The sequence below is a fragment of the Streptomyces sp. NBC_00273 genome, assembly GCF_036178145.1.
Lineage (GTDB): Bacteria > Actinomycetota > Actinomycetes > Streptomycetales > Streptomycetaceae > Streptomyces.
This window is the reverse complement of record NZ_CP108067.1, coordinates 2,497,962-2,522,187: the sequence shown is the minus strand read 5'-3', so window position 1 is coordinate 2,522,187 and position 24,226 is coordinate 2,497,962. Positions and strand designations below refer to the sequence as shown.

The window sequence follows — 24,226 nt, the reverse complement described above, 5'->3', positions numbered from 1 at the left end:
TGGCAATCGGCTGCCCCGCCCCAAGCCCTAGCGTTGCCCAGGCACGGACCGGATCGGTCCGGGTCTCAGAGGCTGGAGCAATTCCTTGGTCGCGACGAACACCACCCGGGCGACCCTGCCTCCCGATGCGGCGGGCCCGCGGGCCGGACACCCCGGCCGGCGCGGGCTCTCCCCACAGGCCGAGGGCATGCTGGCCCTGCTGGTCACCGTGTCGATCTGGGCGGCCTTCGCGCTCAGCGCCCGGGCCCTCGGCGGTTCCTCCTTGCTGCCCGCCGACGCGGCCCTGCTGCGCTTCGGCGTCCCCCTCGTCGTTCTGTTCCCCGCCCTGTGGCGGCGCCGGCGCGCCATCGCCGCGGTGCGGCCGGGCCCCGCCGTGAAGATCGTCTGTGGTGCCGGGGTGCCGTTCTTCCTGGCAGCGATGCACGGTGGCGCGCTGACGTCCGCCGCCTTCGTCGGATCCATCGTCCCCGGCATGGTTCCGCTGTTCGTCTCCATGATCATGATCCGCCGTGGCCACGGCGCCCCCCGGGGCACGCAGGCCGCCGGGCTCGCCCTGATCGCGGCCGGTGTGGCCGCCCTCGTCTGGCGCTACGTCGTCCCCGTCGACACCGACGTACTCGCCGGCGCCGGCACGCTCCTGGTGGCCAGCGGCCTCTGGGCCCTCTACACCGTGGGGCTGCGCGAGGTCGACCTCGACCCGATCGGGTCGATCGGACTGCTGTGCCTGCCCTCCTTCGCCGTGATCGGGGTCCTGGTGCTGACCGGGGTGCTCCCCACCGGCATCGCGCACGCGGCGGGCAGCGACATCGCGCTGTTCCTCGTCGTGCAGGGGCTCGGGGTCGGCCTGTGCGCGGGCCTGCTCTACGCCTTCGCCATCCGCCGCCTCGGCGCCGAGCGCAGCGCCGTCTTCGGCAGCCTCAGCCCCGTCGCCGTCGTCCTGCTCGCCGTCCCGCTCCTCGGCGAGAGGCCGACCCTCGCCGTACTCGTCGGCGTCCCCCTCATCACCGCCGGCGTCGTCCTCGCCAACCGCCGCCCTCGACCCAAGGTTCCCGCAGATGCTTGAGCTCCTCCCCACGCCGCCCACCGACCCGCTGTGGGACCTGACCTACGAGTTCGGCAGTGACGAGCGGCCCGAACGCCTCAACCTCGTCCTCGGGGTCTACCGGGACCAGACGGGCACCACACCCGTCATGTCGGCCGTGCGCGAGGCCGAGATCCGCCTGGCGGAGCGCTCCGACTCCAAGGAGTACCGCGGGCTCTCCGGCAACGCCGCCTTCAACCGTTCCCTGCTGGAGCTGGTCCTGGGCCAGGCCGGACCGACCGATCGGGCCGCGGCCGTCCAGACCGTCGCGGGCTCCGGCGCACTGCGGCTGCTGGCCGATCTGATCTGCCGGACCCGCCCGGGTGCGACGGTGTGGATCAGCGACCCGGCCTACGTCAACCACCGGCCCATCCTGGAGGCCTCCGGGCTGCGCGTGCGCACGTACGGCTGGCGCGACGCCGAGGGCGGCTTCGACACGGCCGGTGTGCTGCGGGAACTGCAGGACGCGCAGCGCGACGACGTGGTCCTGCTCCAGGGCTGCGCCCACAACCCCACGGGCGTCGACCCGCTGCTGGACGACTGGGAGGCGCTCGCCGAGTCGGCGGCCCGCCGTGGCTGGGTGCCCTTCGTCGACCTCGCCTACCACGGGCTCGGTGACGGCCTGGAGGCCGACCTGCTGCCCACGCGGATGCTGGCGGCGCGGGTGCCGGAGATGCTGATCGCGGTCAGCTGCTCGAAGAACTTCGGCCTCTACAGCGACCGCGTCGGCTGCGCCATCGTGCTCGGTGCCTCGGGCCAGGCCGTGCGGCACGCCGAGACCGCCCTGCAGAACGCCGCCCGGACGCTCTACTCGATGCCGCCCGAGCACGGCGCGGCCGTCGTGACCACGATCTTGGAGGACGAGGGGCTGCGGGCCGCCTGGCGGGCGGAGCTGGACGTCATGCGCGGCCGGATCATGGACAACCGGGCCGATCTGATCGCCCACCTGAGCGCGCTCGGCTGCGCGGACCAGGCGCGCTCGCTCGCCCGGCAGAAGGGCATGTTCTCGATGCTGCCGCTGTCCGCGCAGCAGATGCTGCGGCTGCGCAGGCAGTACGCCGTCTACGGCACGACCTCGGGGCGGATCAACATCGCGGGCATCCCGGCGCACCGGATCCCCTGCCTCGCCCGGGGCATCGCGGGCGTCCTCGGGACGGCCGAAGCGCCCCGTACGATCCCGACGCTCCCGCGTCAGCAGCAGTCCGGAGCGGCCGCCGTCCAGGCGTAGGGGAGAGCCGCGGGGGAGTCCGCCCGCCCGCGGGGGAGTCCGCCCGCCGAAGACAAGACAGTCCCCGGCAGTCCGTCGTTTCCATGAGCCATCCGCCGTCGCCGATGGCTCCCCTGGTCGACGAGTGCTGCCGGGGGCCTGGCCAGAGCCTGGACAAGGGTCACGCGGGCCTGAGGACGTCTCCAGAGGGAGGTGCGGCGCTTTCCGGTATTCCGGTGTATTGATGAGTTTCCTCCCAATTCGCACCCAGTCAAGGCTTTGTTCGGACGTAGTCTGTAAAGAAATCCGCGTCGCGCTCGGCAGAGCCCGACGGAAGGTGCTGCCATGACCACATGGCCGGTTTCAGGAGCGGCCCGAGGGCCCGGCGCCACGGTCTGGGCGCCCGAAACAGTCACCGCAGACCCGTACAACGCCCAGACCCCCTCGGCCGCGCTGGCCGAGCCGGTCACCCCCGTCGGGGCCTTCTTCGTACGCGACCACTTCGGCATCCCGCGGACCCCACCGGGCCGCTGGCGGCTGCGGGTCGGCGGCGCCGCGGCCGCCGCGCCCTTCGCCCTCGGCTACGAAGAACTGCTCGCGATGGACCACCGGGAACTCGACGTCGTCGTGGAGTGCGCGGGCAACGGCCGCAGCCTGATGACGCCCCGCCCGCCCGGCCTGCCGTGGGGCCAGCAGGCGGTGGGCTGCGCGCACTTCGCCGGAGTGCCCTTCCGGCTCCTCGCCGAGCGGGCCCTGATCGGACCGTCGGCCGTGGAGGTCGTCTTCACCGGGGCCGATTCCGGCCCGGTGCACGGCCGCCGGGCGGCCTTCGAGCGCAGCCTCCCGCTCGCCGTGGCGCTCCACCCGGACACCCTCCTCGTCACCCGCATGAACGGGGAGCCGCTCGCCCCCGAGCACGGGGCGCCGGTCCGCCTGGTGGTCCCCGGCCGCTACGCGGTCGCCGACGTGAAGTGGCTGGTCGGGGCCCGGGCCGTGACCCGCCCGTTCACCGGTGTCTTCCAGAGCGAGGAGTACCTCTACGTGGCCTCCCGCGGCACCCCCGAGGGCCCGGTGACCGGCGTGCGGGTCAAGTCGCTCATCATCGAGCCCGAGCCGGACACGGCCGTGCGCCGAGGCCACGAGACCCTCGTCCGCGGCCGCGCCTGGTCGGGCGACGGGGTGCCGCTGCGGAGCGTCGAGGTGCGCGCCGAGTACGAGGACGACGACCGCCACCGCGAGCGCGGCTGGCAGGGGGCCCTGCTCGAAGCGCCCGCCGGGCCGTACGGCTGGAGCAGCTGGTCGTACCGGTGGACGCCGCAGCGGCCCGGACCGTACCGACTGGTCTCCCGCGCCACCGACGCCCACGGCGACACGCAGCCGCCGCGGGCCCCGTGGAACGCCCGCGGCTACGGCTGCAACCCCGTGGCCTGCGTCGAGGTGGTGGTCGTATGAGCGACACGGGGATTCTCCCGAGGAGGTCCGGGGAGGTCCGCGCCCCGGTCAGGACCAGTGCGACACAGAGCCCCGCGCCCACCCCTCGGATAGGGTGAATCGGTAGGAATCAGACCCCCCGGGGTGAGGTCGGTGCGTTGGACACTTACCAGGCGACGAGCGAGGTGCCGGACCCGCCGCCCGCGGCTGTCGGGTACGCGGGCGTACTCAGCGAGCTGCTGCCGATCGCCCTGTGGCGGGAGGACGCCGACGGACGCATCGTGGAGTGGTCGCTGGCCGCCCAGGACCTCCTCGGGCACCGCCCCGAGGACATCATCGGCCTCCCCGGCAGCGCCGTGCTCGTCCCCGAGGCCAATCACGAGCTCGCCGACCAGCTGACCCGCCGCGTCCAGTCCGGCGAGACCGTCGTCGGCACCCTGCCCGTGCGCCACCGCGACGGTCACCGCGTCCCCATGGAGATGTGGATCGTCCCCGCCGCCGACCCGCAGGGCCGGACGGGGGCCATGCTCATCGCCGTGGAGACCTCCGAGGTGCTCCACATGCGGGACTCCCTCGCCGCCCTCCAGAGCCTGTTCACCCAGTCGCCCATCGGCCTCGCCACCCTCGGCACCGACCTGCGGTTCCTCCGCGTCAACGACGCCCTGGCCCGGATGAACGGCGCCTCCGCCGCCGAGCACCTCGGCAAGCGGCTCACCGAGGTGGTCCCCGGCGTCAACGCCGACGCGCTGGAGGCCACGATGCAGCAGGTCCTCGACCGGGGCACCGCCGTCGTCGACGTCCGCCGCACCGGACGGACCCCCGCCGACCCGGAGCACGACCGGACCTGGTCCTGCTCGTACGCCCCGCTGCTGGACGGCTCCGGCCGGGCCCTCGGCGTGATCGCCTCGCTCATCGACATCACCGAGGGCCAGCAGGCCCAGGCCGACGCCGAACGGGCCCGGCACCGGTTCGCCCTGCTCGCCGAGGCGGGCACCCGCATCGGCACCACCCTGGACCTCCACCAGACCGCCCAGGAGATCGTGGACGTACTGGTGCCGCAGCTCGCGGACTCGGCCGACGTACAGCTGCTCGAAGCGGTCCTGCTCCCCGACGAGGGACCCGTCCCCGCGGCCTCCACGCGCGGCGTCCTGCGCCGCCTGGCCGCCCACTTCCCCGACCCGACCGCCCCCACCGCGAAACTCGCCCCCGGCCAGACCTTCCAGATCCCCATGGGCACCACCTACGAGCAGGTCATCGCCGAGGGGCGGCCCATGAACCTCTACCTCGCCGACATCCCGGCGCTGATCACCTCCCCGCGCGCCGAGGCACTGCGCACCTACCTCGCCACCCTGGGCTCGGCCCGACTGGTTCCGCTGGTCGCCCGCGGCACCGTGCTCGGCGCCGTCGCCGTGACCCGCACGCGCGAGCGGGAACCCTTCGACGAGCAGGACTGCGTCCTCGTCGACGAGCTGGTCGCCCGCGCGGCCCTCAACATCGACAACGCCCGGATGTACACCCTCCAGCGCCAGGCGGCCCTGACCCTCCAGCGCAGCCTCACCAACAGCGCGCTCCCCGAGGTCCCGGGCCTCGAACTCACCGGGCGCTACCTGCCCGCCAGCGACCACGACGTCGGCGGGGACTGGTACGACGTCATCCCGCTGCCCGGCGACCGGACCGGGCTGGTCATCGGGGACGTCATGGGCCACGGGGTCCACGCCGCCGCCGTCATGGGGCAGCTGCGCACGGCGGTACGGACCCTCGCGCGCCACGACGTGCCCCCGGCGCGGCTGCTCCGCTCGCTCGACGCCGTCGTGGCCGACCTGGGCGAGGACGAGATGGCCACCTGCGTGTACGCCGTCCACGACGCGGCCTCCGGCGTCTGCGTGATCGCCCGCGCCGGCCACCCGCCGCCCGCCGTGGTCACCCCGGGCGGAGCCATCACCTTCCTCGACGGCCCGCCCGGCACCCCGCTGGGCACGGGCGGGCAGGACTTCCGCACCGAGGAGGTACGGCTGCCGCCGGGGAGCCTGCTCGTGCTCTACACCGACGGCCTCATCGAGGCCCGCGACCGGGACCTCGACCAGGGCATGGCCCAGCTGGCGGGGGCCCTGCGCCGGGTGGAGCAGCCCCTGGAGGAGCTGTGCGAGGGGATCTTGCGGCTGCTGCTGCCCTCCGCACAGCAGGACGACGTCGCCGTGCTGCTGGCCCGCACCCGGGCGGTGTGACCCCCCGGGCCCCGGGTCCGGGCCGGAGCCCCGGCCCGGCCCGGCCGCCGGAGCGCCGGGTCACCAGGCCAGGTCCTCCAACGCGTCCAGGTCCAGCGGATCCGGCAGCAGCGGCTCCGGGCCCCCGGTCAGCGGCAGCTCCGCCCAGATGACCTTCCCGCGCTCGGTGTAGCGGGTGCCCCAGCGGGCGGCGTACTGGGCGACGAGGAACAGCCCGCGCCCGCCCTCGTCGGTGGTCGTCGCGTACCGCAGGTGCGGTGAGGTGCTGCTGCCGTCGGAGACCTCGCAGACGAGGGCGCGGTCGCGCAGCAGCCGCACCCGCACGGGCGCGCTCCCGTACCGGATGGCGTTGGTGATCAGCTCGCTGAGGATCAGCTCGGTGGGGAAGGAGAGCTCGTCCAGCCCCCACGCGGCGAGCTGCGCCGCGCCCGCGTTGCGCACGCGCGAGACGGCTGCGGGCTCGACCGGCACCTCCCATTCGGCGATCCGGTCGGCCTCCAGCCGCCGCGTGTCGGCGACCAGCAGGACGATGTCGTCGCTCGGCACCGGGAACAGCATCGTGGCGAGCACGTCCGAGCAGGCCTGGTCGGGGCTGCGGCCGGGCCGCGCCAGCGCCTGGCCGAGCAGCTGCAGTCCGGTATCGAAGTCCCGGTCGCGGTCTTCCACCAGGCCGTCGGTGAACAGCACCAGCCGGCTCCCCTCGGGCAGCGTGAACTCGGCGGCCTCGAAGGGCATGCCGCCGACGCCCAGCGGCAGCCCGGCCGGCAGCTCGGGGAACTCGACCGCCGCGCCGGGGCGGATCAGCGCGGGCCCGGGATGGCCGGCGCTGGCCATCAGGCACCGCCCGGAGACCGGGTCGTAGACCGCGTAGAGACAGGTGGCACCGGTGACCCCGGCCGGCTCGGCGGACCCGTCCGGAGCGTCCTCGGAGCTCCCCTCCTCGGCCCCGCCCGCGAGCCCCCTGCCGGTGTCGTTCTGGTCGATCCGGTTGATCAGCTCGTCCAGGTGTCCCAGCAGCTCGTCGGGGGGCAGGTCCAGGGTGGAGAAATTGTGCACCGCGGTCCGCAGCCGACCCATGGTCGCCGCGGCGTGCACCCCGTGCCCGACGACGTCGCCGACGACCAGCGCCACCCGGCCGCCCGGCAGCGGGATCACGTCGAACCAGTCCCCGCCGACCCCCGCCTTCGCGGGCAGGTAGCGGGAGGCGACGTGCACCGCGTTCTGGGCGGGCAGCACCCGGGGCAGCAGGCTGCGCTGGAGCGTCACGGCCATGGCGTGCTCGCGGGTGAAGCGGCGGGCGTTGTCGATGGAGACGGCCGCACGCGCACCCAGCTCCGCCGCGAAGGAACGGTCCTCCTCGTCGAAGGCCTCCGGGGTGTCGGCGGCCCGCCAGAAGTTGGCCATGCCCAGCACCACGCCCCGGGCCTGGAGCGGTACGGAGATCAGCGAGTGCAGCCCGTACTCGAGCGCCACCCGGGTGCCCTGGGAGTCCTGGGCCCGCCACCCCATGGCCGCGTTCAGGTCGGCGGCGAGCACCGCGTGCCCGGCGTCCAGGGCCGCCGCCATCGGGGCCGTCGGAAAGACGAAGCGGATGATGTCGCCGACCGGCTGGAGCGGCGAGTCGGCCCGCACGCCGGTGATCGCGGCCCGGCGCATCTCGGTGTAGATGCCGGTGACCAGGGAGGGCTCGTCACCGTGCAGCACCGGCTCCAGCAGCTCCACCGTGACGAAGTCCGCGAACCGGGGGACGGCGACCTCCGACAGCTCCTCGGCGGTCCGCACCACGTCCAGGGTGGAGCCGATCCGCACACCGGCGTCGTAGAGCAGCTGGAGCCGGCCACGGGCCACCTCGGCCCGGCCGGAGAGGGCGGCGAGCTCGGTGGAGTCGCGCAGGGTCACGACGCTGCCGGTGGACATGCCCTTGTACCGGGCGGTGGGCCGCACGTTCACGGCGAGCAGCCGGTCGCCCGCCAGGTGGACGTGGTCCGTCACGACCCGGCCGGAGGCCAGCAGTTCGGCGGTGCGCGGGTCGAGGCCGAGGTCGGTGACGTGCCGGTTCTCGGGATCCGGCGGCAGGCCGAGCAGCCGGCGGGCCTCGTCATTGGCCAGGACGAGCCGCTGGTCGGCGTCGATGATGACCACGCCCTCGCGGACGGCGTGCAGGACCGCCTCGTGGTGCTCGTTGATCCGGCTCATCTCGGCGGCTCCCAGGCCGCGGGTCTGGCGGCGCAGCCGGCCGCTGACCAGGGCGGCGCCACCGGTGCCGAGCAGCAGGGCGCCCGCGGCCGCACCGAGCAGCAGCGGGAGTTGGCCCTCGACGACCTGGGAGACGTTCTCGACGTCTATGCCGGTGCCGACCAGGCCGATGACGACGCCGTCGGCATTGCGTATCGGGACGACGGCCCGAACGGCGTCGCTCGGCTCGCCCCGGAAGGTCTCCGTGAAGGCGCGGCCGGCGACGGCGCGGCTGAGGTCACCGGTGGCCCGCTTGCCGATCAGCTCGGGGCGCGAGTCGGTGTAGCGGATCCCGGCGGTGTTCATGACGGCGATGAAGTCGACGCCCGAGCCCCGGCGGGCGGCCTCGGCCAGCGGCTGCAGCAGGGCGGTCGGATCCGTCGAGAGCAGCGCCGACGCGATACCGGGGGCGTGCGCGAAGGACTCCGCCGCCGCGAGCGCGCGGTGCCGGGCGTCGCGCTCGCTGTCGTACTGGGCCTGGAACACCAGGGCCGCCGCGGCGGCGGCGATCAGCAGGAGGACGATCATCGCCTGGAGGGCGAAGACCTGACCGGCGACGCTGTGTGCCCACCGGGACAGGCGCGCGAACAGGCGCGAGCCCCACCCGGTCGGCTGGCGACCAAAACGTCCGGTCATGAGCCCTTTCTAACACTGTCCGGGGGGTTTGGTGCGGCTGCCGGTGCGCAGGAGGCCGCACGGTACGCGCGAGGGCCGAGGCCGACGTGCGCGGTGAAGTGCTGGCGGAAGGTGACCTCACTCGCGAAACCGGCCCGCCGGGCCACTTCCGGCACCGGATGGTCGGTGCGCTCCAGCAGCTTGCGGGCCGCGTCCAGCCGGTGGCCCAGCAGCCACCGGTGCGGGGTGGTGCCGGTGGCGGCGGTGAAGTGCCGGGCGAAGGAACGCGGGGACATCCCGGCCCAGCCGGCCATGGTCGCCACGGACAGGGGCTCGTGCAGCGAACGCAGGGCGCGCGCCCGCACGGCGGCCAGTGCCTCGGCCGTCCGGTCCGCGGCCGGGACGGGCCGGTCCAGGTACTGGGCGTGGTCCCCGGTGCGGAAGGGGCCCGTCACCATGGAGCGGGCGATGGCGGCGGCGGCCTCGGCGCCGTGCGCCTCCCGGACGAGGTGCAGGCACAGGTCGATCCCGGAAGCCACGCCGGCGGAGGTCCACAGCCCGCCGTCCTCGACGTAGAGCGGGGCGTCCTCGACCACGATCCCCGGGTAGCGTGCGGCGAGCTGCGGGGCCAGCCACCAGTGGGTGACCGCCCGGCGGCCCTCCAGCAGGCCGGCCTCCGCCAGGATGAACGCCCCGGCGCACAGGGCGGCGACCGGCACGCCCCGGCCGTGCGCCTCGCGCAGGGCGGCGAGGACCGGCGCGGGCGTCGGATCGGCCGGCTCGGCCAGCGCCGGTACGACGACCAGGTCCGCGGTCGCCAGCCAGTCCAGTCCCCGGTCGGGGGTCAGCGTCAGCCCGCCGGGCAGCGGGATCGGACCGGGCTCCAGGGCGCACCGGCGCAGCTCGAAGCCCGGCACCCCGGCGCGGCTGCGGTCGGGGCCCCAGACCTCGGTGATGACGGCGAGGTCGAAGCTGCGGATACCGGGCTGGACGACGATCGCGACACGGCGCATCCGGCCAGTCTGCCAGGCGGCCACCACTGCCAGACTGGCAGGATCCCATCGGTACGGGGCCTCGCGGGCGCTGTCGGGCCCGCTGCCCGGCGGACAGCATGGAGCCATGACAACGACCGCGATCGAGATCGCCCCCAACAGTGCCCTGCTGGTCATCGACGTGCAGAAGGGCTTCGACGAGGGGTCCTTCTGGGGGCCCCGCAACAACCCGGCGGCCGAGGACAACATCGCGGCCCTGATGGACGACTGGCAGGCGGCCGGCCGCCCGGTGGTGCTCGTCCAGCACGCGTCCGTGCAGCCGGGTTCGGTCCTCGCCGCTGACCACCCCGGCCACGCCTTCAAGGACCTGGTGGAGAAGCGGAGCGAGGGGGCCCTGGTGGTCACCAAGACCGTGAACTCGGCCTTCTACGGCACCCCGGACCTGGCCGACTGGCTGAAGGCCCGGGGCATCGGCCAGCTGGTGCTGGTCGGCATCCAGACCAACATGTGCGTCGAGACCACGGCCCGGATGGCGGGGAACCTGGGCTACGACGTGCTCGTCCCGCTCGACGCCACGCACACCTTCGACCTCGCCGGGCCGGCGGGCCTCGCCCTGACGGCGGACGAACTCGCCACCGCCACCGCGGTGAACCTCCAGGGCGGCGGCTTCGCCCGCGTGGTCACCACGGCCGACCTCCTCGCGTCGTAGCCGCCGGGCCACGACCGGCCTGCGCCGGGCAGATCCAGCCTCGCCGGCGGGGCTGTATGTGGGCCGGCGGGGCCGGAAAGGTTGAGGGCCCCGCCCCCGGGACAAGGGGGTCGGGGCCCTCGAGGGAGGCGGCCGCGTCAGAGCACGTCGGCGGCGATGTTGGCGGCGACCTGCTCCAGCAGGGGACCCGCGTTCGGGATGGACTTGGCCGGGTCGGGCTCCAGGTCCGTCAGCGGGTACGCCTTGCGGATGCCGGCCCCCTCCAGCGCTTCCTGGCTCAGCAGCAGCCGGCCGCAGACGGCCACCACGGGCTTGCCCGCCGCGCGCGCCGCGGCCGCGACGCCCGCCGGGGCCTTGCCGTGCAGGGTCTGCTCGTCCAGCGATCCCTCGCCGGTGATGACCAGCGTGGCCCGCTCCAGCGCGGGGGCGAAGCCCAGCACCTCCAGCATCAGCTCGATGCCGGGACGGAACGTCGCACCGAGCAGCAGGGCCCCGTAGCCGATGCCGCCCGCACCACCGGCACCCGGGAGCACCGCGCACTCGGCGGCCTTCGCGCCGATCGACTTCTCCAGCACCACGGCGAAGTGCGCCAGCGCCGCGTCGAGCGTCGCCACGTCCTCGGGCGAGGCACCCTTCTGCGGGCCGTAGACCGCGGCGCAGCCCTTCGGGCCGGTCAGCGGGTTGTCCACGTCGCTCGCGAGGACGAACTCCACGTCCGCGAAGCGCGGGTCGACCCCGGACAGGTCGGCGGAGGCCAGCTCGGCCAGTGCGCCGCCGCCCGGACCGACCGGTTCGCCGTTCGCATCCAGGAACACGGCGCCCAGCGCGGCCAGCATGCCGGCGCCGCCGTCGGTGGTGGCACTGCCGCCCACGCCGAAGACGATCGAGCGCGCGCCCGCGTCCAGGGCGGCCTTGAGCAGCTCTCCCGAGCCGTACGTGGTCGCCGTCAGCGCGGCGAAGGTGCCCGCCGGCAGCAGCTGCAGCCCGGAGGCCTCCGCCATCTCGACCACCGCGGTGGCCCCGCGCAGCGCGAAGGCGGCCGTGACCTGGTCGCCGAGGGGTCCGGTGACCCGTACCTCCCTGCGCTCGAAGCCCGCTGCCACGGCTGCCGCGACCGTTCCGTCGCCGCCGTCCGCGACGGGGAGGGTCTCGATCTCCACGTCCGGTACGGCCCTGCGGAGACCGGCCGTCACCCGCTCCGCGACCTGCACGGCCGTGAGCGAGCCCTTGAATTTGTCCGCGGCGATGAGCACGCGCGCGGCCTCGTTTACTGCTCCGTCCGTCACCTTGCTATTCCCTTGCTATCGAACAGTGCAGTCGCGCCGCCATGAGCTTATCCGGAGGATCCTCCTATGCCCATGAGTGGCCTGGGCCACACCCGGCGCGCCATGCCTCTAAATGCGGATATACGCCCGCATAGTGGGGCCGCATGAGCGCGGAATCACTGGAACAGCCGGGTCCGGACACTCCGGGAGGGCGATCCGGCGCCCCCGCGGACGGCGCGCCCGACCACGCCGTCGTCACCCTGGGTGTGATCGCCGTGCTGGCCGTCGTCGCCTGGGCGGCCCTGGCCGGGGACTCCTTCGACACGGCGTCGAGCACCGCGCTCTCCTGGGCGCTGGGCAACTTCGCCTGGCTGTTCGTGATCGCCGCCGACGTCTTCCTCGTCCTGTGCGTCGTCCTCGCGATCAGCCGGTTCGGCCGGATCCGCCTCGGCGCCGACGACTCCGAGCCCGAGTTCACCAACCTCGCGTGGATCGCGATGATGTTCAGCGCCGGCATGGGCATCGGCCTGATGTTCTACGGGGTGGGGGAGCCGCTCACCCACTACCTGGCCCCGCCCCCGGCCTCCGGGGCGGCCCCCCGCACCGGCGCAGCCGCCCTCGCGGCCATGGAGTACTCCTTCTTCCACTGGACCCTCACCCCCTGGGCGATCTACGGCATCGCCGGCCTCGCCCTGGCCTACGCGACCTTCCGCAAGGGCCGCGGCAACCGCCTCAGCTCCGCCTTCGTCCCCCTGATGGGCGAGGAACGGGCGGGCGGCCGGGCCGGCAAGGCCATCGACCTGCTGGCCGTGTTCGCCACCGTCTTCGGCACCGCCACCAGTCTCGGCCTCGGCGCGCTCCAGGTCTCCAAGGGGCTCAGCCTCACCACCGGCATCGAGGACTCCGTCACCGTCGAGCTGGTCATCATCGGCTCGCTCTCGGCGGCCTTCGTCCTCTCCGCCTTCTCCGGCCTGCACAAGGGGGTGAAGTGGCTCAGCACCATCAACATCGTGCTCGCCGCCACCTTGATGTTCTTCGTCTTCGTGCTCGGGCCCACCGTCTACATCCTCGACGTGATCCCCTCGAGCATCGGCGGGTACCTGAGCGAGCTGGTGCCCATGGCCAGCCGCACCGGAGCCTTCACCGACTCCAAGTGGCTCGGCGCGTGGACGATCTTCTACTGGGCCTGGTGGCTCTCCTGGGCACCCTTCGTCGGCACCTTCATCGCCCGCATCTCGCGCGGCCGCACCATCCGCGAGTTCCTCATCGGCGTGCTGCTCGTCCCCAGCGGGGCCACCGTCATCTGGTTCTGCGTCATGGGCGGCACCGCCATCCGCCTCGACTCCCCCGGCGCCGTCGACTTCGCCGTCAAGATCAAGGACGGTACGGAGGCCTCGCTCTTCGCGATGCTGGACGCCCTGCCGCTCTCCGCGGTCACCTCGTGGGTCGCCATGGTCCTGGTCATGACCTACTTCGTCACCAGCGCCGACTCGGCCTCCCTGGTGATGGGTTCGCTCACCAGCCGCGGCTCCCTCAACCCGCCCACCTGGCTCGTCGTCACCTGGGGCGTGCTGATGGCCGCCGTCGCCGCCGTGCTCCTCGTCGCGGGCGGCCTGAAGTCCCTGCAGACCGCCACCATCCTGGTCGCGCTGCCCTTCGTCATCGTCATGATGCTGCTCTGCTGGGCCCTGGTGAAGGAACTCCGCACCGACCCAGGCGCCGGACCCGCCCGTCACCACCCCCTGCACGGCATGCGGGACGCGGTCCGGGCCATGGTCGGCGACGCCCTCACCGAACAGGGGACGGCCCGCCACCCGCGGCTGCGGCGCGGGGCCGGGCCCGGATCCCGGTCCCGGTCCCGGGGACGGGACCACGAGGACGGCGGAGGCCCGGGGCCCCCACAGGCGTGACGCCTACGGGGACCCCGGGCCTCCGGGGTGTCCGCGAGCCCGTCAGGACAGCTCGTACACCGCCATCCGGCCGTTGTCGTAGACCTTCTTCGCGAGATCGGCCAGGAGCGGCGACTCGGCGCCCGACGGGCGGTGCGCCACCACGTAGCGGACGTGGTGCCGGTCGTGGAGCCGGCTCAGGATCTCGGCCGTCGGCCGGTAGACGGCGTCCTCGTTGAGCCGGAACAGCTCCTGGTCCCAGAAGGGTCCGTTGTAGGCGGCGGAGCCACCCGACAGCGCCATGGCCCGCGGTGCGTACGCCCAGCCCTCGACCAGCACCGACCGCTCCGAGTACGCGCTGAGCCACTGCGAGCGGACGTTGTCGCACGACGCCCCGGCGGGCAGCGGGCCCTCCAGTTCCCAGCAGTGACTGTTGGTGGCCAGCACGTCCGACGGCTCGCTGTGGGCGCGGATCCAGCGCGCCGCCTGCACCTGCGAGCCGGGCATGACCCAGGAGTACGACCACAGCGATTCCCGGGACTGCAGGACGTCGTGGAAGAGCCCCGGGGTGCCGGCCGTGAGGGCGGCGGTCAGCAGGACGATCCCGCCGCGGCCGCGCAGCGCGGGCCACACCCGGCCGCCGAGCCGCCACAGGACCGCGCCGACCAGGGCGGCCAGGAGCAGTACGGCGGCCAGGGCGAGCGCGGGCAGCAGCACGGAGTAGGTGGCCGCGCGCCGTTCGTCCCCGGCGAGCCGCAGCACGTAGGTCGACCAGCGGGCGGAGTAGCGGTAGATCCCGAAGGTGAGCAGTGCCGAGAGGGCGAGCACGCCGAAGGCGAGTGCGGCCTTGGCCTTCGCGCCGAGCGCGGCGCGTTCGAAGGTCTCGCAGAAGCCCCAGGCCGAGAGCACGGCCCCGAAGGGCAGCGCGGCGAGCGTGAAGTAACTGGCGTTGTAGCCGTTGACGGCCAGGTAGGCGCACGGTCCCGCCACGGAGGCACCGAGCAGGAACCACTGGACGGGCTCCAGCCGGAAGCGCCGCTTGGCGATCAGCGGGATCATGCCGAGCAGCTTCAGCTGGTGGTTGAGCACGAAGGCGACCAGGGTGCCCACGACCACGAGGGCCTGGAACGCCGGCGAGCGCAGGTGCCCCGGATCGGCCCAGTAGCCGCGGATGTTGCCGAACGGGATCACTTCGAGGCCGTAGCTCTCGAAGTGGAAGATGACGGCCGTCGCGAAGAGCTGGGCACCGCCGAGGACCGCGCCCAACCCGACCACGTGCCACGGGATGCGCCGGGTGGTGATCAGCAGGACGAGGCCGGTCAGGGCCAGGCCGGCCAGGGTGACGGGCAGGGTGCTCGCCTTGGCCGCGGTGGAGGCCAGGGCGAACAGCGCGACGAGGACGTACACCCCGCGGCCGAAGAGCGGGGCCCGGTCGGCGCCCTCGCCGTCCGTGGCCGCCCCGTCGTCCTTGCGGCTCCTGCGCAGTGCGTCGCCGACGACCCCCATCAGCGCGATCAGCAGCGGCTGGCTGTACGTCTGGGAGAGGCTCGACCAGGACATCAGCCGGACTGCGGGGGCGCCGAAGGTCCAGGTGGGGACCGGGTTGGGGTAGGCGGCGGTGAACTCGGCGACCGCGAAGACCAGCAGCGCGGCCAGCGGCCCCGCCCAGGCCCGCCCGATCAGGCGCTGGGCCACTACGGCGGTGATCACCATGCCGAGCGCCGCCAGCGCGGGGACCATGAGCCTGGACTCGATCACCGCGAGGTCGAGGTGGCCGACCATGTCGGTCATCGCCATGTGGGCGAAGGTGAACCAGTGGTAGTACAGGGGCTCGCCGGAGGCCTGGGGCAGCGTCAGCGGGACGTTCTGCTTCGCGTTCGCGGCGAGCGACAGCATGTACGGCATGTCGCCGAAGAGCCTGCTGTCCTCCTTGTCCGGGAGCACCGGGTACAGGGACAGGAAGACCTGGTGGAAGTAGACGCTGCTGAGCATCACCGTTCCGGAGACCGACCAGGACCAGCCCAACGAGGGGCTGGTGTACCCGCGCGGACGCCAGTGCCGGCGCAGCTTCGGTAGGGCCGCGAAGGGGATCACCACGGCGAGCGGCCATGCGAGCGCGAGTGCCTGGGCGCCGACGCCGACGAGGACCGCCCAGGCGGCCAGTTCCAGGACGAGGCCGGTGACCGCACCGAAGGCGAGGTCCTCGACCAGCGAGTGCGGCCGCCGGCGCAGGGAGCGGAAGACCAGCGTGCCGGGGAGCATGACGCCCCAGAGCACGTAGAAGGTGTACCGGGCGACGTCGCTGACCGGGGTGTCCGAGGCCAGCAGCAGGGAGACCAGGAGGAGGTACGCGGCGGCCGCCGGCAGGAATCGCCAGAACGCGTGCGGTACGGGCCGGTCGGTCGTGCGGGACGGGGACGAGCCGCTCAGCGGCCGCGCCCCGAGGGCGGTCCGCTCGGGCGCGGCGCTGCCAGTTGTACCCATGTCTTTTGTTTCTTCCCTACCTGCTATGCGTCGGCCGCCCCGGTCCGGGGCGGCCGGGAGCGCCCCGGACCGGGGCGCCAGGGATCAGGCCGCGTACTCGGAGACCCGCTGGTCGCGGCCGGCGGCCGCGGAGTCCTCGGCGGAGTCGTAGCCGACGAAGTAGGCGGGACGGGCCTGGACGGCCGAGTAGATCCGGCCTATGTACTCGCCGAGCAGGCCCACGCAGATGAGCTGGACGCCGCCGATGAAGAGCATGCCGATGAACAGCGACGACCAGCCGGGCACGGTCGAGCCGAACGCGTACTGGAGCGTGGTGTAGATCGCCAGGCAGAAGCAGACGAGGAAGCTCAGCAGGCCGAGCCAGGTGGCGAGCCGCAGCGGGCTGGCGGAGAAGTTGGTGATGCTGTCGAGGGCCAGGCGGACCATCTTGGACAGCGGGTAGTGGGTGCTGCCGGCGACCCGCTCCTCGCGGACGTAGACGACCTCGCCGCTGCTGAAGCCGAGCCACGGCACGAGCAGTCGGTAGACCGGCTGGTGCTCGGGCAGGGACTTGAGCGCGTCGACGGCGGCCCGGCTGAGCAGACGGAAGTCGCCGGCCTGGTTGGGCATGTTCTTGCCGACGAGCTTGCGCATCAGCCAGTAGTAGACGCCGGCCGTGCGCCGCTTGAAGAAGGTGTCGGTGCCGCGGTCGCCGCGGACGCCGTAGACGATGTCCAGGTTCTTCTCGCGGGCCAGCTCGTACATCTCGACGATCTTCTCCGGCGGGTCCTGGAGATCGGCGTCGATGCTCACGACGTACTCGCCGTAGGCCCGATGGATGCCGGCGGTCAGCGCGGCCTGGTGTCCGGAGTTGCGTGCGAAGCGCACGATGCGCAGCTCGGGCCACTCCTGGCGGATCTTCTGCATGATCATCGGAGTGGCGTCGGTGCTACCGTCGTCGATGCCGACGACCTCGTAGCTGATCCCCATGCCGTCCAAGATCGGGCGCAGGCGCGCCACGGTCAGGGGCAGGGCCTCCTGCTCGTTGTAGATCGGGATGACGACGGACAGCACGGGTGCCGGCCGGTCGGCTGCGTCGCGTGCCGGGGCTGCTGCGTTCTGCATGGAGGGGCTTGTCTTCAATCTCCGAGTGCGGAAGACCGCCGGCGGGTGCCTGACGATCTGACCTGCCGAGAGCAGGACGTCGGCAGTGGACCACCAGGCCGACGACGCGGAGGCGCACCAGCTACCGGAGCCCTTGGTGCCACAGGGCGGAAGCGAGTGACCCGGGCGAGCGGCAACAATATCATCAGTAGGACAATCGTCACGGGGGCGTCCGTGGTACCCGAGCGGACCGAACACCCCGTGCCACCCGGCACCACCGCGGTCCTCACGGAGGAATTAGGGTGGCGGCGTGACCACCGCAGATGACTACGCCACGTACATCGCGAGCCTGCCCCGGGTGCTGGCCGGCGCGGCCGCCCTCTACCGGGACGCCGAGGGTCGGGTCCTGCTCGTCGAGCCCAACTACCGTGAGGGTTGGGCGCTGCCGGGCGGCACCGTCGAGTCGGACCAGGACGAGTCGCCGCGCACCGCGGCCCGGCGCGAGAGCGCCGAGGAGATCGGCCTCGACCTCCCCCTCGGTCGTCTGCTGGTCGTCGACTGGGTGCTGGGCGCCGGCCGCCCGCCGCTGGTCGCTTACGTCTACGACGGCGGCGTGCTCGACGGGGCCCAGCTCGCCTCCGTCACGCTGCAGGAGGAGGAGCTGATCTCCTGGCGGCTGGTCGAGCCCGCCGAACTCACCGTCCTCCTGCCCCAATCGCTCGGACTGCGCGTCCAAGAGGCGTACCGGATCGTGCAGTCGGGCGAGGGGACGGCGGAACTGGAGAACGGCCGGCGCCCGGTCACCTCGTGACGGCGCTCCGTAACACCGGACTTACCTCGACCAGGACAGAATCAGAAGATGATCACGATGTACGCCTGGCCCAGCACCGCCGACGGGCCCGACGCCCTTCCCATGGTGCACTTCACCACCGACCAGCAGGCCGGTGGTGAAGTCACTCCGGACGGGACCCCGGTCTGGCTCTTCGACACCGCGATACGCGAGGGCGGCTGGGCGCAGTTCACCGACTTCGAGGGCTGGTCCGTCCCGGCCGCCGACTGGCAGGCCTTCTACCGCCGCGAGGACGACCTCCTCGCCGTCACCGGTCCCGGATCCTGCGAGGGCTGGTACCAGGGCAACCTCGGCGCCGACCCCGACTGGGTGGCGGCCGCCACCGCCCAGCAGAGCGTCGTCCTGCTCGCCGCCCCGGTCCAGCACCCCTCGCTCTACAACTACGCAGTGGAGGCCGGAGCCGCCTTCGCGCTGCTCGTTCCGCTCCTCGTCGTCTGACCCGACCGGGTCAGGCCAGGAGCTTGGCCTTGGCGCGGTCGAACTCCTCCTGCGTGATGTCGCCCTTGTCCTTGAGGGCCGAGAGCTTGTGCAGCTCGTCCGCGCTGCCGCCGGAGCCCGCCGTCTTCTGGACGTAGTCCCGGAAGGCGGCCTCGTTCTCCTGGACCTGCTTCAGGTCGCGCTCGCCCATGCTCTTGCCCCGGGCGATGAGGTAGACGAACACGCCCAGGAAGGGCACCAGGAGTACGAAGATCAGCCATCCCGCCTTCCCCCAGCCGCTGAGGCTGTGGTCACGGAAGATGTCCGTGATGACCTTGAAGAGCAGGAAGAACCACATGATCCACAGGAACAGGTACAGCATCGTCCAGAAGATGTTGAGAAGCGGATAGTCGTCCATGCCCGACTCCGATCATGTAGCGGTATTCCATTCATACAACCGCTTCAAAAACTCCGCATTTCGGAATGGGGCAGGGGCGGACCGGCCTCCGGGGCCGACTTTCAGGACAGGACGTCAGGCCTGCTCTCCGGACTCGAAGGCCAGCAGTCGGACCTTGCGGTCGAGCCCGCCGCCGTAGCCGGTCATCCCGCCCGACGCGCCGATCACCCGGTGGCAGGGCACGATGATGCCGACCGGGTTCTTCCCGTTCGCCAGGCCCACCGCGCGCGAGGCGTTGGGCTTGCCCAGCTTGGCCGCGAGCTGCCCGTACGACCACGTCTCGCCGTACGGGATCCGCACGAGCTGGTCCCAGACGCTGCGCTGGAAATCGGTGCCCTCCAGACGCAGCGGGAGGTCGAACTCGGTGAGCTCGCCGGCGAAGTACGCGGTCAGCTGGCGCGCCACTTCGGGGAAGGGCTCCTCGGCGGCGGCCACCCGCTCCCCGAAGGACTCCTCGGCCGGCCGGTGGCGCTGCCCGGTCATGTAGAGGCCGCTGAGGACGCCGTCCGTGGCGACCAGGGTCAGCGGGCCGTAGGGGCTTTCGACGACGGTGTGCGTCTTCGCGCTGTTCGTGGTGGATCGCATCGCTGGTGCTCCTCAGACGGGCAGGTGGTTGATGGGGTGGGCCTCGGTGGCCCACAGGTACTGGACGGCGTACGCGCGCCAGGGCCGCCATGCGGCCGCCCGCGCGGTGAGCGCCGAGGGGGTGGACGGCAGCCCGAGCCCCTGCGCCGCCCGCCGGATCCCCAGATCGGACGGCAGGAAGGCGTCCGGGTCGCCGAGGGCCCGCATCGCGATCACTTCGGTGGTCCACGGGCCGAAGCCGGGCAGCGCCGTCAGCTGGGCCCGCGCCGCCTCCCAGTCACTGTCGAAGCCGAGCGCCAGCGAGTCGTCGGCGAGCGCCGCGACCAGGGTGGTCAGCGTGGCGCGCCGGCTGCGCGGCAGGGCCAGCGCCTCCGGGTCCAGCCCGGCGAGCGCCTGCGGGGAGGGGAAGAGGTGGGTCAGCCCGCCCAGCGGGTCCTCGATCGGCTCCCCGTGCGCGGTGACCAGCCGGGCCGCGTGCGTGCGCGCCGCCGCGGTCGAGACCTGCTGGCCCAGCACCGCCCGTACGGCGAACTCCGGCGCGTCGACCGTACGGGGTACCCGGCGCCCGGGAGCCTTGTCCACGAGCGGGGCCAGCAGCGGATCGGAGCGCAGCTGCTCGTCGACCGCCTCGGGGTCGGCGTCCAGGTCGAGCATCCAGCGGCAGCGGCTGATGGCGATGGTGAGGTCGCGCAGGTCGGTCAGGGCGAGCCGGCAGCCGATGTGGTCGGGCTGCGGGGTCAGGGCGACGACCCCGGTGCCGTAGGGCAGGCGCAGGGTGCGCCGGTAGGCGCCGTCGCGCCACTCCTCGACCCCGGGGACGGCGGTCGCGGCCAGGTGCCCGAAGAGGTTGTCGGGGTTCAGCGGGGCCCGGAACGGCAGCCGCAGGCTGATCGTCCCCGGGATCCGGGGCGGGGCGTTCCTACTGCGGCCGGCCTTGACGGCCCGTTCCCGCAGCTCGCTCGGGGACAGGGCGAAGACCTCGCGGACCGTGTCGTTGAAGGTCCGGATGGAGGAGAACCCGGCGGCGAAGGCCACGTCACCCATCGGGAGCTCGGAGGTCTCGATGAGCAGCCGGGCGGTCTGGGCGCGCTGGGCCCGGGCCAGGGCCAGCGGACCGGCGCCGAGCTCGGCGTTCAGCTGCCGCTCCACCTGGCGGGTGGAGTAGCCCAGCCGGGTGGCCAGGCCCGGCACCCCCTCCCGGTCCACCACGCCGTCCTGGATCAGCCGCATCGCGCGTGCGACGGCGTCGGCCCGGGCGTTCCACTCGGGCGAACCGGGGCTCGTATCGGGCCGGCACCGCTTGCAGGCGCGGAACCCGGCCTGCTGGCAGGCGGCCGCGCTGGGCAGGAAGGTCATGTTCTCGACCTTCGGCGGTACCGCGGGGCAGCTGGGCCTGCAGTAGATCCGGGTGGTCAGGACGGCGGTGAAGAACCAGCCGTCGAAGCGGGCGTCCTTCGACTGCACGGCCCTTACGCAGCGCTCGGTGTCGGTGTGCATGCGTCCAGCTTCGGGGTTCCGGTTACGGCGGGCTGGCAGTTTTCCGACATCAAGGCTATCCCCCGGCGGGGCGCTCGGCATGGGTCCGGCCGACTCCGGGAGTGCGAGCACGACCGCCCGTCCCTCGCCACGGGCGTCGGTCTTCGGGCAGGGCACCCGGCCTCGGCACGGGCTCCGGCCTTCGGGAACGGGCCCTGGTCTTCGGTTCGGACCCCGGCTTTCGGGTGCGCCCGGACGGGTACGGCCCCCGGGAACGGCAGAAGGCCCCCGGATGCCATCGGCATCCGGGGGCCTTCTGAGGTACGGCTAGCGCAGCGTCGTGGCGCGGGCCTCGCGACGGTTGTGCCGGAAGGTGTTGGCCTTCCGGGTCGTCGCGAACAGCGGAATGGTCGCCGCCATGGCGATCTGCAGGGCGCAGCCGGTCTGGAGCAGCAGCTGACCGCCCGGGGCGTCGAACGCCCAGGCCGCCAGCAGCCCCATCGCGCTGATGATCCAGCAGAGCATCGCCACCGCGAGGACGCCCCGCGGCTTGGGGTACTCGACCCGGCTCACCATCAGCCAGGCCACCCCGATGATCGCCAGCAGCGTCGGGACGAACGGCAGCTCCAGCAGCACGATCGAAACGACCGTGAGCGCGCCGAAGGGGCTCGGCATGCCCTGGAACATGCCGTCCTTCATCGTCACGCAGCTGAATCTCGCCAGTCTGAGCACCACGGCGAGCAGCACCACGATCGCGGCCAGCGCCGACATCTTCTGGTGCGCGTCGACGGCGACCATGCCGTAGACGAGCACGAAGTAGGCCGGCGCGAGGCCGAAGCTGATCAGGTCGGACAGGTTGTCCAGCTCGGCACCCATCGGCGAGCTGCGCAGCTTGCGGGCCACGATGCCGTCGAAGAGGTCGAAGACCGCGGCGAGCAGCATCAGTATCACTGCCGTCGCGGCGCTGTTACGGGCCATGCCCGATTCGCCGCTGCCGGTGAGGTGCGGAATGAGGATTCCGGTGGTGGTGAAGTACACCGCCATGAATCCGCACGTCGCGTTACCGAGAGTGAGGGTGTCCGCTATCGACAGCCGCAGCGAGAGCGGCATGTCGTCCTCGGCGGACTCCTCCTCGGCGGGCTCGGGAACCCAGCCCGCGGCCGGAGTCTCAGGGTCAGTCACGGTCAATTCGTGTCACCCCCGCGGTGGTGGCCTGACCGACCTCGACCGCGACTTCGACGCCCTCGGGGAGGTAGATGTCGACGCGGGAGCCGAAGCGGATCAGACCGATGCGTTCGCCCTGCTCCACCTTGGTTCCGGCCGGCAGGTACGGGACGATGCGACGGGCGACGGCGCCGGCGATCTGCACCATCTCGATGTCACCGAGTTCGGTGTCGAAGTGCCAGACGACGCGCTCGTTGTTCTCGCTCTCCTTGTTGAACGCCGGGACGAATCCGCCGGGGATGTGCTCCACGGACGTCACCGTGCCCGCGAGGGGCGCACGGTTGACGTGGACGTTCAGCGGGCTCATGAAGATCGCGACCCGGGTCCGTCCGTCCTTCCACGGCATGATGCTCTGCACCACACCGTCGGCGGGCGAGATGACACGGCCCTGAGCGATCTCACGCTCGGGGTCGCGGAAGAACCACAGCATGCCCGCGGCGAGCGCGGTGGCGGGCACGGCCGCCGCGGCCCAGCGTCCGGACTTGCGGGCCCGGGTGAGGCTGAGCGCCGCGGTGGCGACGGTCGGCAGAAGCCACGGCGATGCTCCGCGCGCGAGGCGTACGCCAAGGAGGCTGTCGCGAGGTGCAGAGGTTTGGCTGTGGGGCATGGATGACCTTCGTAGCGGGTGATTGCCGCGCCGCAAACGGGGGGACGGGACGGCGGCTTTACTGGAATGCTATCGGTTGCGCGCAACAACTGGGCAAGCCAGAAGCCGAGTCGATGACCGTCAGCCAGTCACTGCCAGTGATCCTTTCGCAACGAACCCATGGATGATTCGCTGCAAAAGGGACTTTCAGCCCTGAAGCCGGTACTCCTCGAGCAGGCGTCGCCCGATGATCATTTTCTGGATCTCGGCGGTACCTTCACCGATCAGCAGCATCGGGGCCTCCCGGTAGAGGCGCTCGATCTCGTACTCCTTCGAGAATCCGTATCCACCGTGGATGCGGAAGGCGTCCTCGACGACCTCCTTGCAGTATTCGGAGGCGAGGTACTTCGCCATCCCTGCTTCGAGGTCGTTTCGTTCCCCAGAGTCCTTTTTGCGTGCTGCATTGACCATCATCGCATGGGCGGCTTCGACCTTGGTAGCCATCTCGGCCAGCTTGAACTGAATCGCCTGGTGCTGGGCGATCGGCTTGCCGAAAGTGTGACGTTGTTGGGCATAGGAGACGCCCAGCTCGAAGGCACGCTGAGCGACGCCACAGCCACGCGCCGCCACGTTCACGCGGCCGACCTCGACCCCGTCCATCATTTGGTAAAACCCTCGGCCCGTCTGACCGCCGAGTACCCGATTGGCCGGAATGCGCAGTCCGTCCATGATGAGCTCGGTCGTGTCGACGCCCTTGTAGCCCATCTTGTCGATCTTGCCGGGGATGGTCAGGCCGGGGCGGACCTCACCGAAGCCGGGCTCCTTCTCGACGAGGAAGGTCGTCATCGACTTGTGGGGCGCGGTGCCCTCGGGGTGTCCTTCGTCACTCCGGACGAGAACGGCCACCAGGGTGGAGCTGCCGCCGTTCGTCAGCCACATCTTCTGGCCGTTCAGGACGTACTCGTCGCCGTCCTTCACCGCCTTGGACGTGATGGCCGACACGTCGGAGCCCAGCGCCGGCTCGGACATCGAGAACGCGCCGCGCACCTCGCCCAGGGCCATGCGCGGGAGGAAGTGGTCCTTCTGCTCCTGCGTGCCGTGCTGCTTGAGCATGTACGCCACGATGAAGTGGGTGTTGATGATGCCCGAGACGGACATCCAGCCACGGGCGATCTCCTCGACGCACAGGGCGTAGGTGAGGAGCGACTCACCCAGGCCGCCGTACTCCTCCGGGATCATCAGGCCGAAGAGGCCGAGTTCCTTGAGGCCGTCGACGATCTGCTGCGGGTACTCGTCACGGTGTTCGAGCTCGGTCGCGACCGGAATGATCTCCTTGTCGACGAACTCCCGGACGGTCTTGAGGATCTCCCGCTGGACGTCGGTCAGCCCGGCGGTCTGGGCGAGTCGGGCCATGG

19 protein-coding genes are annotated in these 24,226 nt (G+C 72.2%); 8 read left to right on the top strand and 11 right to left on the bottom strand.

Annotated features, from left to right (window positions below; genetic code table 11):
• Window positions 1-85: 85 nt before the first annotated feature.
• The 4 genes from OG386_RS10725 to OG386_RS10710 all read left to right on the top strand — a co-directional run bounded on the left by OG386_RS10725 (window position 86) and on the right by OG386_RS10710 (window position 5,944).
• The gene (locus OG386_RS10725; protein WP_328787940.1) at window positions 86-1,063 is read left to right on the top strand and encodes a DMT family transporter; all 978 of its coding nucleotides are present in this window, start codon (window positions 86-88) and stop codon (window positions 1,061-1,063) included.
• A complete protein-coding gene (locus OG386_RS10720; protein ID WP_328787939.1) occupies window positions 1,056-2,309 on the top strand; it encodes an amino acid aminotransferase in 1,254 nt (417 codons plus the stop codon). The genes OG386_RS10725 and OG386_RS10720 overlap by 8 nt, the downstream gene beginning before the upstream one ends.
• A 324-nt stretch (window positions 2,310-2,633) precedes the next feature.
• On the top strand, window positions 2,634-3,740 hold the full coding sequence (locus OG386_RS10715; protein WP_328787938.1) for a molybdopterin-dependent oxidoreductase: 1,107 nt from the start codon (window positions 2,634-2,636) through the stop codon (window positions 3,738-3,740).
• Between the two features lie 137 nt (window positions 3,741-3,877).
• Window positions 3,878-5,944 carry a SpoIIE family protein phosphatase gene (locus OG386_RS10710; RefSeq protein WP_328787937.1) on the top strand — a complete coding sequence of 689 codons (2,067 nt, stop codon included), beginning with the start codon at window positions 3,878-3,880 and terminating at the stop codon, window positions 5,942-5,944.
• Between the two features lie 60 nt (window positions 5,945-6,004).
• Here the strand turns inward: OG386_RS10710 and OG386_RS10705 are convergent, their stop codons facing one another.
• Together OG386_RS10705 and OG386_RS10700 are read right to left on the bottom strand one after the other, a co-directional pair.
• Complete coding sequence (locus OG386_RS10705) at window positions 6,005-8,815, bottom strand: SpoIIE family protein phosphatase (RefSeq protein WP_405789351.1); 2,811 nt, start codon at window positions 8,813-8,815, stop codon at window positions 6,005-6,007.
• Entirely contained in the window at window positions 8,812-9,807 is a 996-nt protein-coding gene (locus OG386_RS10700; protein ID WP_328787936.1) for a GlxA family transcriptional regulator, read from the bottom strand. Before OG386_RS10700 ends, OG386_RS10705 begins: the two co-directional genes overlap by 4 nt.
• Window positions 9,808-9,913: 106 nt before the next feature.
• On the opposite strand from OG386_RS10700, the gene OG386_RS10695 reads away from it, so the two are divergent.
• Entirely contained in the window at window positions 9,914-10,495 is a 582-nt protein-coding gene (locus OG386_RS10695) for a cysteine hydrolase family protein (protein ID WP_328787935.1), read from the top strand.
• A gap of 137 nt (window positions 10,496-10,632) precedes the next feature.
• Here OG386_RS10695 and OG386_RS10690 read toward each other — a convergent pair whose 3' ends face one another.
• On the bottom strand, window positions 10,633-11,781 hold the full coding sequence (locus tag OG386_RS10690; protein ID WP_328787934.1) for a glycerate kinase: 1,149 nt from the start codon (window positions 11,779-11,781) through the stop codon (window positions 10,633-10,635).
• Window positions 11,782-11,924: 143 nt separating this feature from the next.
• Between OG386_RS10690 and OG386_RS10685 the strand changes: the two genes are divergently transcribed.
• The gene (locus tag OG386_RS10685; protein WP_328787933.1) at window positions 11,925-13,670 is read left to right on the top strand and encodes a BCCT family transporter; all 1,746 of its coding nucleotides are present in this window, start codon (window positions 11,925-11,927) and stop codon (window positions 13,668-13,670) included.
• A gap of 42 nt (window positions 13,671-13,712) precedes the next feature.
• Here the strand turns inward: OG386_RS10685 and OG386_RS10680 are convergent, their stop codons facing one another.
• Complete coding sequence (locus tag OG386_RS10680; protein ID WP_328787932.1) at window positions 13,713-16,133, bottom strand: hypothetical protein; 2,421 nt, start codon at window positions 16,131-16,133, stop codon at window positions 13,713-13,715.
• Window positions 16,134-16,217: 84 nt separating this feature from the next.
• Window positions 16,218-17,237: a glycosyltransferase family 2 protein gene (locus OG386_RS10675; RefSeq protein WP_328787931.1), complete on the bottom strand. Its 1,020-nt coding sequence runs from the start codon at window positions 17,235-17,237 to the stop codon at window positions 16,218-16,220.
• 289 nt (window positions 17,238-17,526) lie between these two features.
• Here OG386_RS10675 and OG386_RS10670 point away from each other — a divergent pair, with 289 nt between their 5' ends.
• Both OG386_RS10670 and OG386_RS10665 read left to right on the top strand, forming a co-directional pair.
• Entirely contained in the window at window positions 17,527-18,027 is a 501-nt protein-coding gene (locus tag OG386_RS10670; RefSeq protein ID WP_328787930.1) for an NUDIX hydrolase, read from the top strand.
• Window positions 18,028-18,075: 48 nt separating this feature from the next.
• Window positions 18,076-18,504, top strand: a complete 429-nt coding sequence (locus OG386_RS10665) for a hypothetical protein (RefSeq protein WP_327382380.1) — start codon at window positions 18,076-18,078, stop codon at window positions 18,502-18,504.
• 10 nt (window positions 18,505-18,514) lie between these two features.
• Here the strand turns inward: OG386_RS10665 and OG386_RS10660 are convergent, their stop codons facing one another.
• The 6 genes from OG386_RS10660 to OG386_RS10635 form a co-directional block, all read right to left on the bottom strand.
• Window positions 18,515-18,901, bottom strand: coding sequence for an SHOCT domain-containing protein (locus tag OG386_RS10660; protein WP_328787929.1), 387 nt, complete (start codon window positions 18,899-18,901; stop codon window positions 18,515-18,517).
• 114 nt (window positions 18,902-19,015) lie between these two features.
• Window positions 19,016-19,525, bottom strand: coding sequence for a methylated-DNA--[protein]-cysteine S-methyltransferase (locus OG386_RS10655; protein WP_328787928.1), 510 nt, complete (start codon window positions 19,523-19,525; stop codon window positions 19,016-19,018).
• A gap of 12 nt (window positions 19,526-19,537) precedes the next feature.
• Window positions 19,538-21,022: an AlkA N-terminal domain-containing protein gene (locus tag OG386_RS10650; protein ID WP_328787927.1), complete on the bottom strand. Its 1,485-nt coding sequence runs from the start codon at window positions 21,020-21,022 to the stop codon at window positions 19,538-19,540.
• 306 nt (window positions 21,023-21,328) lie between these two features.
• Window positions 21,329-22,189 (bottom strand): CDP-diacylglycerol--serine O-phosphatidyltransferase, encoded by an 861-nt coding sequence (gene pssA / locus OG386_RS10645; RefSeq protein ID WP_189740836.1) that lies wholly within the window; start codon window positions 22,187-22,189, stop codon window positions 21,329-21,331.
• Window positions 22,176-22,832, bottom strand: coding sequence for a phosphatidylserine decarboxylase (locus OG386_RS10640; RefSeq protein ID WP_030010161.1), 657 nt, complete (start codon window positions 22,830-22,832; stop codon window positions 22,176-22,178). Before OG386_RS10640 ends, pssA begins: the two co-directional genes overlap by 14 nt.
• 186 nt (window positions 22,833-23,018) lie before the next feature.
• Entirely contained in the window at window positions 23,019-24,224 is a 1,206-nt protein-coding gene (locus tag OG386_RS10635) for an acyl-CoA dehydrogenase family protein (RefSeq protein ID WP_266606347.1), read from the bottom strand.
• Window positions 24,225-24,226: the final 2 nt, after the last annotated feature.